Here is a 13658-nt window from a genome sequence, read left to right on the forward strand (position 1 = left end):
CCATTGGACATAATAAGGCAGAGGAGTAATCTACTTTGTCTTTGCGACGACTTCAACCTCGATCAGTTCAACGACCTCTTGGGCGTTTTTAGCCTCTCGAAGGGCGCTCTTAAATGAATCATGGATCAACCTGCGAGCTAGAGCCGCTAGTAACTTCATATGACTGGCCTCAGAGCCCTCGGGAATGGCTATCAAAAAGACCAGATCGGCCTTTCCGTCGCTAGCGCCAAAGTCGACACCTAATACAGAACGACCAAAGGCAAGGCTTGGAGTGACTACCCCACCCGATCGTGCATGAGGAATTCCAATACCACCCTCTAGGCCGGTCTGCATCTGACCTTCACGAATCAGTACATCATCGAGTAGTTTCTTAGGATCCACAAGTCGGGAGTCACTATCGAGCAAGCCGATCAGGTGCTTTATGGTCTCTACTTTGTCGGTAGTAGTCATATTGAGATCTACTGTCACAGTGCTTATGATCGGGGTCATTTGGAGCTCCCTTCCTTAATTAACTTTGTTCTATCGATTTCATTGTGCATTACCACGCTAGAGCGGTCCACCACCGCACGGTTCGGCATGACACTGCCTGGTAGAGAAACAGAGGCACCCGCCCAGGCTAAAGCCTCTGCCAGAGCTTGTTGACCAGGCTCATAGGCGGATAAAAAGCCCGCCAGAAGACAGTCGCCGGCACCCACCGAGGATCGTATTGCACTTGGACGAACTTCGCCGTAGATGAGTTGCCGTTCGTTTATATAAAATGCACCATGAGAGCCTAAACTTACCAGAGCCGACTTGGCGCCTGCCGCCAAAAGCGACTTGGCAGCGTCTATAGCGTCACCTAGGGTCACAATTTCTTGCCCGCAAAATCCCTCTAGCTCTTCGCGATTTGGCTTTACAATAGTTGGCCCATATGGAATCACTGTATTTAGGGCATCTCCGCTTGTATCGATCGCCACTTTGCAGCCACAATCACTAAGTTCATTCATTAGCCGACTATAGAAATCTTTTCTCATTCCCTTGGGAAGAGTGCCTGATCCAACAACCCATCGAGCACCGCCACCATGGATTTTAGTCATAGTAATCAAAGCCGCCTCTTCATCGTCGCTTAGACACGGTCCGGGTTCATTTATCTTGGTTACCAATCCACCTGGCTCAACGATTGAGATATTCATACGAATTGAAGACGCAATTGAGACCGATCTAACGACAACGAGCTCATCTTCTAAGAGTCGGATAATCTGGTTTCCCTCTAGGCCGCCAACGGGGAAAATAGCTTCGCTTGCAATACCAAAGCCACGTAGGGCTCGAGAGACATTTATGCCTTTTCCACCGGCATCTATTCGGGTAGATGAGGCCCGTATGACATCACCATTTATCAATGACGGTACCTCGAGAGTTCGATCCAGGCTTGGGTTGGGAGTCAGGGTAACTATCAAAGTCGTGCTACTTTCGCCTAACGCCAACAAGTTGGGTCATCTGATCATCTTTAGGTCTATTGCTTGCATCTATATCGAGAGAGATCATCGCCCGGAGCGAAATATCTCTAATCATTGCCGAACTAGAAACCATATTGTTCATGCAATCAAATCGATTGCGATCTAAATCAAAGTCACCGATTTGCATAAAAACTACGCTTTCTAGGTCAAAACGCTCAAGTGGAAGATCCGACTTATGCTGAACCATTCGAATCCGCCCGAGTGGAGCCGACTTGGGATTGGTCTGGCCTAGCTGGCTAATGTTAGTTTGGATGAAATGTTGTCGGCCTAAATTGGAATTGGCCAACTCTTGTTGGTTAGCCTGTAGCTGAGTTAACTTCAAAGTAGCAAATCGGAATTGATCTAGAATCGTACAAACCAGCCACCAAGGTTTTATTTGGCGTAAATTTGGGGCCCACCATTTCCACTTTGGCCCAGGAAGACAAAAGTGACCTAGCTTCAATTGATGAAGCATCGACAGGTCTTTACCTGTTTTGGTGTCTATCTTGGTGGCCATTTCGGTCCAATCCAATTGATCCAAATCCAATCGCACTGACTCGCCAAGATATATATCGTTTTGGTTTAATTCATTTCTATCTGATTCGACTGGACCCAATTCGACTGGACCCAATTCGACTGGACCCAATTCGACTGGACCCGATTGCCTTTGCGTTTGATGGAGTTGACCTGAATAAAATTCGAATGATTGGAGTTGAGCCGAAAAGAGATGAACCGAACGAAGCTGGTCTGGCACAACTGAGGCTGAGTTAGGCTGGGCTGGGTAAGGCTGGAATGTCTTAGGTTTGCCTAGTCTAATCCAGCCCCAGTCAAACCGAAGGGGCATATCTTGTGTGACCCCAGCTTGAACAAGGTCACCTTTAGCCACCTTGGTATGAGCCGACTCGAATTTAGCCGCTTTGAATTGGTTAAGGCCGAGATGATTCATACTTAGATAATCAAAAGAAAATCGGTCACTATTCGATGGAGATGGCGAATCTAGGGCGAAAATTCGATGAAGAATTGAATTTGTACTATTCACCGCTATATCTGTCAAGATACTTATTGTTTCATCTGTAACACTGGCGATCCCGCAGCGATTAATATGCGATGAAGAATTGAAGTTCTCTGAAATCCTTGAAGTATAAAAGTTCTTAGGGGTCCTCTGCCTATCTATAAATTTTGATAGCTTAGGCCCTAAATACGTACCCGTGGAATGAACACCAGTGAAACAAGACATGCTCAATGAACTATTAGCAAAAAGATAACTGGCTAAAATACTGCCGGACAAACGAGAAGTCGCAAAATTAACAATATCCAATAGCGCGCCTACTGAAGAACAACCTGTGAGACAAACACTCGACGGGTCTTCGTGAGTGGAGTCAACCCTAGTAATCTCTTTAGCCCCTTTGGATTTAAGTGCCCTCCTGCTAAGAATATCTTGATGACAAAGGTCAACATTATCCGAAAGTCGTAGTTGGCTAGATCGGGCTTCTTTTCTTTTGATTTCTCTTCTTTGGGTTTCTTGTTTATAGAGAGGGCTGCTTGATTGTGAAAGCTTACTCAAATCGAAAAAGCCATGACTTGGGTTGCCCCTATGTCCGGTGCTAAAGCAGTATTCGGGGTTATGATCTTTTGAACTACGAAAACCGAGATCCTCATAAACATCTTGCGCAGCCCGAAAGTCAGAGACTAAGCCAGAAAATGGTTCGACCAAGACTTCTAAGAAACACGCAGTATTGAATGGAACGAAGCCATCAATGGCCTCCGTCACCAGATCCATCGATGCCAGATCCATCGATAGTCCAATGCAGATCTTCGAATCATTCAGTCGTAGATGAACCGATGATTTGTTCATCACATCATCTAAATGATTTTCTGGTTTTGAAGTCTTGTGCATGTCTGCCATAGAGCCTTGTAGTTGGTTTAGCTTTTGTTTATTGCAATATTACCTTTGTTTTTAGATCAATGGAGCGATTTTTCAATCTCGGCAAATTTAAAAATATCTTCCCAAATATCTCTACAATCGGTAATAATGCCTTAAGATCTACTTTGGTCGATCGCCTCTCATTTCTTCATCAACGCTGTTCCAGCAAAGAGTAGACAACGAAAAGACCCGCTCATATATGGTTTGTTGATGAATCTAAGTAATCAATAGCCAGTGCTGTTAAGAGGAAATATTCGGTTTGAGGCTTATTGGATCGACAAATTTAGTCATTTCTTGGACCTAAGGCTAAGCCACCTCGAAGATGACGAATTGGAGTGCAGTTTGTGGTGATTAATCCATTTCAGAGGTTATTTCCAATGAGTTGTGACCCTACTTCTTTGAATAGTTGTGAAATTCTTTGAATATTTTTGCATGACTTGACTTTTAGATTTGGTTCTAGTACGGTTTTGTATTTAGTAAACACAGCGTTCATTTCGGACGCAAACTGATGGGGGAAACCAATTGAAGAAAATTAAGGGCCGCACATCCCTATTTGGTCGCCGGGGCCTAAAGACCAAGATTATCCTCGGGCTTTCAATGGCTACACTTGCAGCCGCTTGCGGTAGCACGTCATCGTCTTCGACGGCAACGACAGCAGCCACGTCTGCTACGTCAAGCTCATCGAGTGGAATTACGATCGCCTTCAACATGGGCGCCGAGGCCGATCCATTCTTTATCTCTATGAATATCGGCGCTGAAGCAGAGGCCAAGAAGCTTGGGGTAAAGCTGATTTGGCAAGGTGACCCATCGCTCTATTCACCAGCGACACAGATTCCGATCGTCGATCAACTTCTAGCTCTGCATCCAAGTGCCCTAATCATTGCACCTACAGATCCTAATGCGCTTCAGCCAGCTGTAAATCAAGCTGTCAGTGAAGGAATTCCAGTCTTCAATGTTGATACTCACGTAGCCAACATGGCCAAAGTCGTCTCATTCATCACGGGAGACAACACCCAAGGTGGACAAGCCGCAGCTGATGCAATGGCCAAGGCTATGCACTACACAGCAGGCAAGACCTACCAAGTTGTTGTGGGCCTTAGCTCGCCTACCGCTACAACCAACACCGCTCGACTGGCTGGCTTCAAAGCTGAGATCGCTGCTAAATATCCAGGTATACAAATCGTCTCCACTGCGTATTCGGAGTCGGTAGCTGCAACTGCAAATACCAACGTAAATAACTGGTTGACCCAGTACCCACACCTAGCCGGTATCTTTGCCATTGACGGAACCAATGCAACTGGTGCCTCATCAGCACTACAGGCACACGGCCTCGTTGGTAAAGTCGCCCTAGTTGGATATGACGCTTACTCAAACAACGTAGCTCTCCTTCAAACCGGAGTCTTCTCTGCCCTAATTGCACAGAACCCAACCGAAGAAGGTGCTATGTCAGTAGCCAATGCTGTCAAGTATTTACGACAGGGCAAAAAGGCAACTGGCATTCCAAAGCAAATCATTCTGCCTAACGTCGTCCTAACGCCTAGTACCCCAGCCGCTCAGCTAGCCAAGTACACTTACGCAACGGCTTAGTCGAAACGTCTTAATCCGCCACGGAGAAACTCTTCTCCGTGGCGGATTAAAGGCAGCTACAAAAGATCGGCAGATCTTTTGTAGCGTATTATTTCCATAGCGGAAGAGGTAGATGTGGCATCCAAAGTTGAAGAGGCGCCATCCACAGCGACAAAGTCGCTAGAAACGACGCCTACTCTAATCGCGCGAATCTTGGGCAATCAGCAATTTTTGCTCCTGATCGCCTTCGTCATCCTGGTGGCGTTTTTTACGACCAGAAATTCAGTCTTTTTATCCAATGGCGAATTTGGCAATATCCTTGCTGACTTCTCCTCGCTTGTCTTGATGGCAGTAGGAGAGACCTACGTAATTGCCACAGGTGGGATTGACCTCTCGGTCGGAGCAACTGCAGGCTTTGCCGGTGTTATTGCAGCATTTGTGATGCGAGATGCAGGATTGAAAAATGAGATGTTCACTCTCTTGATTGGTTTAGTTGTTTGCATCGCCGTCGGAGCTATCGTTGGCCTTGTAAATGCGATTTTGATGAACTATGCGGGACTGGTTCCATTTGTCGCAACTCTAGTAACACTTGGAGCGGCTGGTGGTCTATCTATCGTACTTACTGGTGGCGCACCAATAGGAAACGATTCACAAGCAATTCAAACCACAGTCTCGGTGATTGGGCCATTTTCATATCCGGTGTTGATCGTGATTGCAATCACTGTCATAGCTGGCCTATTTCTTCACACATCGCGCTTTGGTAGATATACCTTTTCTATCGGCTCCAATGAGTTTGCCTCGCGAGCAGCTGGTATAAACGTCAAAAGACATCTGACCAAGGTCTATATGCTCTCTGGGGTTTTAGCTGGTCTCACAGGAATGTTCTTTTATCTACGCCTTGGATCAGGTGCACCAACATCTGGTTCCGGTGCTGAATTAAGTGCAATAGCAGCTGTGGTTATTGGAGGAGCAAGCCTGTCTGGTGGTTCCGCAAGACTTTCAGGTACTGTTTTAGGTGGCCTGATACTTACCACCGTTACAAGTGGTTTGATCATCATGAACGTGGCGCCCAACTGGAACCAAGTCGCTGTTGCAATTTTAATTGCAGTAGCTGCAGGTTTTCAAGCCATCAAGCCCAAGAGCAGGAGAAAGCCATAATGGAAAACCGAATACCACTCTATGAGGCTCGTAACATCAAAAAAAGCTACGGAAGCGTTGAGGCGCTTAGCGGCGTAAGCCTCTCTATCTACGCAGGTGAAGTTGTCGGACTGGTTGGTGACAACGGTGCAGGAAAGTCGACTCTTGTAAAGATCCTCTCCGGTGTCTATCAGCCCGACTCAGGCGAACTCTTAGTGGATGGGGTGAGCCACTCCTGGCGATCTCCCCATGACGCTATGGAAGCTGGCGTTGAGACCTTGTATCAGGACTCTGGCTTAGCACCTGATCTCTCGATTGGCTCCAACGTCTTTTTAGGGCGAGAGAAACTACGGCCGGGGATCTTGGGCAAGATGGGCTTCTTGGCTCAAAAAGAGATGGAAAGTGAGGCACGCGAAGACCTAGAAAAGGTCGGAATCTCGATTCCGGCTTCAAAGCGAAATGTTTCTCAGCTCTCAGGCGGACAACGCCAAGCTGTAGCGATTGGTCGAGCAGTGGCTTGGGCACGAAAGGTGATCCTTTTAGATGAACCAACTAACCACTTAGGGGCTCGCCAAGCCGGCGAAGTTCTAAGTGTCATAAAAGCTGCTAGGGAACGCGGATTAGGTGTCGTCTTTATCTCACACACCCTTCCCCATGTTCTCGAAGTAACCGATAGGATCGTCGTTCTTCGCCTTGGTTCAGTCGTGCGTGATGCCCCTACTTCGCAGTTCAATGCAGAGTCGCTCCTAGGTACGATTACTGGCCTTACCGGCGCTAGCCCCAGCGCCCAATAGACAGATCAACGTTTGAAGCAATTTTTGTGGGCCTTCAAAAGCCAATTAGAAAGTCTCTGTAGGTCCCGTTGTAATGAGATGAGGCTACCTATAGGAACTTTTCTAATAGCTCAGAAACCTGCATTACAGTTAGTTGACGATCTAGAAAACCCTCTAGCTAGCCAGATAGATGACTAGATCGTCAACTTACCTCATGAGCCAATCATCCTGTTCGTTATACCTCGTTGCTCTCATTAGGTAGATCCAAAGTGCTAGCTCCTAGAGCGTTAGATTTACCCCTAAGATTCCCATCCTGGCACCCCGCAGGTTCGCTCCAGCATAGAAATATGCTGGAGCGACGGGCCAAGCTAAAGACTCTATTTGGTTATTCGGCCATTGCTGGGATAGGCAAATAGGAAAGTCTTATTCAAGCTAGCAGAGCGAAATCAGTGACAAGACGGACGACGTGAATAACATCGGCGGAATAATCCAATCAGTTCGTTTACGGTGGCAACAGAAAGATGCAAGTTAGTGAGGTTTCAGATCTACCCAATTGAAGAAGCTCAATGACACCTGCGATAAGCAGGTTATCAGCAGCATCCTGTGGCAGTGCGGTGCAGTTCTAGTCGCGATTCCAGTTGTCGCTACCATTGGGGTGCAGCATTTGGAAGTTCGAATGAAGTTCAAGATCAGTCTCAATGCCCATATCTAAATATGAACTTTAGAATTTCAGCTCAAAAATTCAGCTCAAACGTGTAGTTCAAAAATGCCGCTCGACAATGCCGGTCAGAAAAAAGCCAGAATTAGAGGTCAAGAATGCAGTTCAGATACGAAGTATTAGCTGCCCATATCCAAATATGCAGTTATAAATTTACCGAAACGCAAATAAACGCAAATAAACGCAAATAAACGCAAATAAATAAGGGTAACTGACCAGACGGATAGAGCAAGCACTTCTAGCCTAGATCAAGTTATCGCGATAGTTTCTTTGGAGTAGCACATGGCTGAAGGCAACGACTCTCAATGATGTTCGACGACTTTCTACCAGCTCCTAAAGTTCAGCGGCGTTCTCTAGGGAATAATCAACTGAAGGACGGGCACTTCCTGAGTTATCGATGATCAGCTTCGCGAGGGCGAGACAACCTAGCGAAGTTAGCTAGGTTGACGAAATGGATATCTTGATCTGGAGAGTTGGTTCGACAAAGGTAGAAATCCACTATAAATCTCTATATTTGTGTAAATGGTTACTTTGTTATCTTCGGATTGAGTTTTGACTACTCGGGTAATGTTTTGAATAACCCTATTAATTGGATCACTTTAGGTCCATGATTGTCCGTTTAGCACTCATAATCAAATAAATCGGCAGTAATATGGTTGCAAACAAAAATTTAGCGCACATGAGGTTCAAAAAGCGAATGTACCCGGAAGAACGCCATGAATGGATTAGAGAACAGATCAAGACCAACAAGCGCGTTGAAGTTCTAGAGTTAGCAAACGACCTAGCGGTTACGCCTGAGACGATTCGAAAGGATCTAGATCTTCTAGAAACGACCGGGATCCTAAAGAGAGTTCATGGTGGAGCGATCGTTGTTGAACGTCTTCGGTTCGAACCAAATTTGGATTCACGCGATTTAACTGCTCGAGTTCAAAAAGAAGCTATTGCCAAGAGGGCTCTAGAGGAGATCCCCGATGGTGGCTCGATCATCATCGACGCTGGCACGACTACTGCACGCTTAGCCTCCATCATGCCTCAAGACCGCGAACTGATGATCGTAACCAATTCAATCTCTATTGGAATGATTCTCTCACCTCTTCCAAACCTAACCATTCTTTTGATTGGCGGCAGATTGAGAAGTAAGACTGCAGCAACCGTTGACTCATGGGCACTTTCAGCGCTCAGTGAGATTCGGGTCTCAACCGCACTTATCGGAACCAATGGAATATCTATCGAGCGGGGCTTTACAACCGCCGACCCCACTGAGGCAGCTGTAAAGCGAGCGATGGTTGCGGCGGCTAAAAGAGTGATTGTCCTCGCCGATCACACCAAATACGGTGATGAGAAGTTCGCCCGCTTTGCCTCAATCTCAGAGGTAGACCTACTAATCACCGATAACGGGATCGACGAAGTTGACCGCGCCGCCATGGAGCTTGCTGGATTAAATGTTGTAGTTGCACCGTCATAGAAGGAATATCGATACAAAGATAGCTCTGATCAACAGGTAGAGCTCTGGAAGAGATGACAAGGAAATTTGAGATAGCCAGATAGATAGCGCAAAGAGATGTTTGGAGTAGGTAGATGAAATGGAAAATTGATGTTGGCGACTATTCACAAAGAGAAAAACCCCCCGTTCGTCTTTAATTGTGAGAAGACCAAAGGTTCAGCCGACGATGGCATAAATTGCTCAAAATCAACTATGAAGACTAAGGCACCTTACCAAGGCGAAAAACAACCTCTATGGGCGCAAGTCAATCGAAACCGCGAAATCAATTCTGGGCAATTGTAGCAGTCGATCAATTCAGGGCAGTAAACAGAGGGCAGTAATCACATGGAAATTTACATGGGCAATAGAAAAACCCCATTGACACGATCTACAAAAGAGGTTCAAGTTTATCGATTTACAAACTCCCCCACCATGAAGGCATGGCGGTCGACTAAAAAACAACAAGGATCAAATGAATTATACGAACAGAGATAGATCCCTTCGAAGAAACCACAGAGGACTCACAAGGTTCCATCTATTTCAATCGTGACGAGAGGATAATACTTAGATGGATTACCCAAGTGGCCACAGAGCCGAAAGTGGTTCGGTTGGGCTGTTGTGGTGTTGGATCCTGTTACCCCTAACCACGACGAAGTGTCTAAGAGATTTGCGGAATACGAAATTGGCCCTTGCCAAACAATCAGAATAAGTGCTACTAGATAATTGCTGCGTGAAAATTACAATGAGAAAATTACTACCAAACAACAAGTTAAAGGATGAATTAAAGTGACACAGCTTCGAGCTCGAGTCGGTTCTTCGGTTGGACTTCATGCACGTCCAGCCATGTTGGTTGCACAAGAGGCAGCCAAGGCACCAATCTCAATAAAGATTTCAAAGGGAGATGGCGACCCGGTAGATGCCCGCAGCGTCTTGTCGATACTGGCCCTCGATGCCCGCCAAGGCGAAGAAGTGACTCTCTATGGCGAGGGTGAAGATGCAGAATCAGCTATCTCTGCATTGGCTGCCTTTATCGAGTCTGACTTGGATGCTAAATAAAGCCAAAATTTAGTTTGTGAATACTTTGTGGGGGAACAGATCTTGAAAGAATTAAAGGGTATCGCGGTCAGTTCTGGGCTGGCTCAAGGCGTAGTAGCTACTATCGCTCCGCCGATAGCACTTCCTCCTGAACTGGATCTGCCTCTGGTCCTCGATCCCAAAGAGATAGAGACAACTATCTCAAGAATCAAAAATGCAATCGAAGTCGTGGCCAGTCGCCTCGACCTCTTTGCGACCGAAGTGGATGCCGAGATTGCACCCATTATTTCAGCACAGGTGGCAATAGCTCGAGATCAGGTCCTCTTTGATCGAATATGTGAATACGTTGCAGCTGGTTCAAAGGCTGAATACGCCGTCAGCAAAGCACTTGGCGTCTTTCGTGACCAATTCCTCCTTGCGGGCGGCTACCTGGCAGAGCGAGCAGGAGACCTTGACGATCTCTCGGGTCGCATCGTCGCAGAGCTACTTCAAAGGGCGATACCCGGACTACCAATACGCAATGAACCATATGTGCTAGTCGCAATCGACCTCTCCCCCGCTGACACCGCTGGTCTAGATCCCAAGAAAGTTATGGCAATCATCACTGAAAAAGGTGGACCAACGAGCCATACAGCGATCATCGCTAAATCACTTGGAATTACAGCAATCATAAACGTTCAAGGTGCAGGCGAACTCGTCGATGGTGAATTTGTAATTGTCGATGGATCAACAGGTACCGTGGTTGTCGATCCAAGTGGCGAGCTCCTAAAAGAACACGAACTAAAGGTGAGACTTAGAACTTCTAGCCAAAGCTCAAGCGGAGGGCCAGGAAGAACTGCCGATGGCCATGGTGTTGAACTTTTGGTCAACGTAGGACGAAGAGCAGACTTCGCACTAGCTGGGCTTGCTGATTCAGAGGGCGTCGGCCTCTTTCGCACCGAATTTCTTTATTTGGATCGCACCAGTGCACCTGAACTATCAGAGCAGGTATCTGCCTATCTAGAACTCTTTAGCGCCTTTTCAGGGCGAAAAGTTATTGTAAGAACTTTAGATGCTGGAGCCGATAAACCTTTGGCCTTTGCCAACAATGACGACGAGCCAAATCCTGCACTTGGCCTTAGAGGTTACCGAATTACCTCTCGAAACCCGCAACTGCTAGAGCTGCAACTTGAAGCTCTCTCCATAGCTGCTCAGGCGACCAATGCAGAGGTGTGGGTGATGGCTCCAATGATCTCAACTGCGCTTGAGGCTCGTTCATTTAGTGAGTTGGTCCACTCAAAGGGACTACGAAGTGCTGGAAGCATGATCGAGGTACCATCGGCTGCCATTCGCGCAAACCTCGTAGTTGGCGAATGCGACTTTGTAAGCATTGGCACTAACGATCTTGCACAATATACCTTCGCCATAGATCGCGAAACTGCTCCTTTGCCTGAACTTCTAGACCCATGGCAACCGGCACTATTGGAGTTGATCTCACATACAGCGCGCGCTGCTAATCTAGCGAATAAGCCAGTGGGCATCTGCGGAGAAGCAGCAAGCGATCCTCTCTTAGCGGTTGTATTTGTCGGTTTTGGGGTAACTAGTCTTTCAATGGCCCCTATAAGCATCCCCCCGGTTAGAGACGAGATCTCAAAGAGGAGCCTTGAAATCTGTCGGAAGGCTGCCGAGATAGCTTTAAATGCGGTCAGCGCTAGAGAGGCTCGAGAATTGGTATCGCTCTTCTTGGTGGCAGCACCAAACTAGCTTTACCAAAATATTGAAGAGCCAAATCACAACCTCTTCATCGAGATTGGAAGAGGCACAGATCATGGGATCTTCTGAAAATGAGTCTCATTGGAAATGCGTTCAATCGCAACGGCTACAATCCTTCGAATATCGCTCTATTAGCTCCACAATTTGAAGCGAATATAAGTTGATGCCGATGTGCTCGTTTGATACCGCCCGCGTACCTCTTTCGCCAAAAATTAAGCCTAGAACCATGAAGCTAATCTTTAGATTAAGGTAACTTTGGTAGACCCATCAATGGGTCTCCCGTAGCGGTCGGATGCAAATTGGCTTTGTTGCCTCTCTTGTTACATTCTTTCCGAAAGGCAACACGCCGGCCGCCCAAAAAAGCGTTTTTGATATGCCGGAATTGCTAGGGATCCACCTAGTCTGGCACGGCCCAGCAATGAGTCGTGCCTACCCTTCTAGCGGTGCATTAATTAATAAAGCATACTTATCAAGTTTCGTAAGCAAGAGCCATTTTGGAGTCAGATTCGCGGAGTAGCGGATGTGGAGACGCAAACACACATGTATTGAGAAGTCGCTCTACCAAGGACATTTCAAAGTGCCTTCGGTTGAATCGGTATGCGAATTCCTCGAGGCATAAGTTGCTTATGTTCCTCACGTCCGTGGTATGTTCCGTCGATAAATTTCTTGCAGTTTCCAATTTAGGATCTTGAGCCATTTGAATGTTACGTGTGCTTGTTTGTCTTTGGATAAAGTGAACCAATGCGCTAGTCCAAGGTCTTGCAGCACATACCCCGTAACTTGGGTCACCATTACTTATCAGCTTGGTGTCGGAATCTAAACATCTCACAAAAACATCTTTGGGTGATTTAGCAGTGGTATCTTTGATTACTTCCATGAAGCAATGAGTAGGAGCACCATTGCTAATCGACACTCCAATTAGGACATTGGTTTGTTTTGTTCCCTTTCCTCTTTAGCCTTCGCCATGGCTCTCACCACCTAAAAAGAACTCATCTACCTGGACGTTTCCTCCAAGTTTATATAAACCATTTCGGTCAGCCATTGCTTTTCGTAGCTTATTTAGCATCAACCAGCCAGTCGAATAAGATACTTGAACGAATTTAGCAATGGTAGTAGCCGAAAGACCACGCTTGTCGTTGGACAATAGATAGATAGCGGAGAACCACTTGGATAAAGAGATATGGCTTCGATGGAAGATGGTTCCGGAGGTAACGCTAGTTTGACGGTGACAAGATTTACATTGAAAAAGTGGAGCTCGAGATGCTGCATTTCTTCGATGGTTTGGCCTGATTAAGGTAAACTGGTCAGAGTCACACTTTGGGCATCTAAATCCCTCTTTCCACCGCAATTTGATCAAATGATCTTCACATGCTTCCTCTGAAGCGAAGCGTACCATAAAGCCTGAGATATCCACCATGCCTCCTTAATCGAACATCTGTTCTACTAAAGATTAGCTCCAATCTGGTCTCGGTGGAGGCGAAACTTACGAAACTTGATAAGTATGTAATAAAGTGCGGTGCTTCCAATGCCCCGTGCCTACGATCTCAGAGTCAAAGGTGTAATTGATACCGAATGTTCAAAGACAATTCAGTTTCACGGAAAAGACGGGTGAGATTTTAGAAATTCCCACACAACAGCTCGTTATCAGAATCGTAGAAAGTGAAAAAGCAAGCCGTCAGATGTCATTTCGCATAGAATTCAAGCTCAACCCGGACTTTTAAAGAGACATCCCAGCTAAGACTGTCACACGGACTGATTTATTGCGACAGGTAGTATAAAACGCTAGGCACATGGC

General features: G+C 46.5%; 10 protein-coding genes and 1 pseudogene. 7 read left to right on the plus strand and 4 right to left on the minus strand.

What is annotated here, in order from left to right:
• Nucleotides 1-30 precede the first annotated feature (30 nt).
• The 3 genes from ACIDITHRIX25_RS90495 to ACIDITHRIX25_RS90505 are packed head-to-tail and all read right to left on the minus strand — an operon-like array spanning nt 31 to nt 2514.
• A complete protein-coding gene (locus ACIDITHRIX25_RS90495; RefSeq protein WP_201732604.1) occupies nt 31-489 on the minus strand; it encodes a PTS sugar transporter subunit IIA in 459 nt (152 codons plus the stop codon).
• Nucleotides 486-1436, minus strand: coding sequence for a 1-phosphofructokinase family hexose kinase (locus ACIDITHRIX25_RS90500; RefSeq protein WP_201732605.1), 951 nt, complete (start codon nt 1434-1436; stop codon nt 486-488). The genes ACIDITHRIX25_RS90495 and ACIDITHRIX25_RS90500 overlap by 4 nt, the downstream gene beginning before the upstream one ends.
• 7 nt (nt 1437-1443) lie before the next feature.
• A complete protein-coding gene (locus ACIDITHRIX25_RS90505) occupies nt 1444-2514 on the minus strand; it encodes a hypothetical protein (protein WP_201732606.1) in 1071 nt (356 codons plus the stop codon).
• A gap of 1407 nt (nt 2515-3921) precedes the next feature.
• Here ACIDITHRIX25_RS90505 and ACIDITHRIX25_RS90510 point away from each other — a divergent pair.
• The 7 genes from ACIDITHRIX25_RS90510 to ptsP all read left to right on the plus strand — a co-directional run bounded on the left by ACIDITHRIX25_RS90510 (nt 3922) and on the right by ptsP (nt 11854).
• Nucleotides 3922-4986 (plus strand): substrate-binding domain-containing protein, encoded by a 1065-nt coding sequence (locus ACIDITHRIX25_RS90510; RefSeq protein WP_201732607.1) that lies wholly within the window; start codon nt 3922-3924, stop codon nt 4984-4986.
• Between the two features lie 114 nt (nt 4987-5100).
• Nucleotides 5101-6123, plus strand: coding sequence for an ABC transporter permease (locus ACIDITHRIX25_RS90515; RefSeq protein ID WP_201732608.1), 1023 nt, complete (start codon nt 5101-5103; stop codon nt 6121-6123).
• Nucleotides 6123-6896 (plus strand): ATP-binding cassette domain-containing protein, encoded by a 774-nt coding sequence (locus ACIDITHRIX25_RS90520; RefSeq protein ID WP_201732609.1) that lies wholly within the window; start codon nt 6123-6125, stop codon nt 6894-6896. The genes ACIDITHRIX25_RS90515 and ACIDITHRIX25_RS90520 overlap by 1 nt, the downstream gene beginning before the upstream one ends.
• Before the next feature lie 532 nt (nt 6897-7428).
• Entirely contained in the window at nt 7429-7587 is a 159-nt protein-coding gene (locus tag ACIDITHRIX25_RS90525) for a hypothetical protein (RefSeq protein WP_201732610.1), read from the plus strand.
• A 703-nt stretch (nt 7588-8290) separates the two neighbouring features.
• Nucleotides 8291-9058 carry a DeoR/GlpR family DNA-binding transcription regulator gene (locus ACIDITHRIX25_RS90530; RefSeq protein ID WP_201732611.1) on the plus strand — a complete coding sequence of 256 codons (768 nt, stop codon included), beginning with the start codon at nt 8291-8293 and terminating at the stop codon, nt 9056-9058.
• Between the two features lie 804 nt (nt 9059-9862).
• A complete protein-coding gene (locus tag ACIDITHRIX25_RS90535; RefSeq protein ID WP_201732612.1) occupies nt 9863-10132 on the plus strand; it encodes an HPr family phosphocarrier protein in 270 nt (89 codons plus the stop codon).
• A 39-nt stretch (nt 10133-10171) separates the two neighbouring features.
• On the plus strand, nt 10172-11854 hold the full coding sequence (gene ptsP, locus ACIDITHRIX25_RS90540; protein ID WP_349632148.1) for a phosphoenolpyruvate--protein phosphotransferase: 1683 nt from the start codon (nt 10172-10174) through the stop codon (nt 11852-11854).
• A 478-nt stretch (nt 11855-12332) separates the two neighbouring features.
• Here ptsP and ACIDITHRIX25_RS90545 read toward each other — a convergent pair.
• Nucleotides 12333-13277 (minus strand): annotated as a pseudogene (locus ACIDITHRIX25_RS90545) (IS1595 family transposase).
• Nucleotides 13278-13658 lie beyond the last annotated feature (381 nt).

It is taken from the genome of Acidithrix sp. C25, from assembly GCF_904848545.2.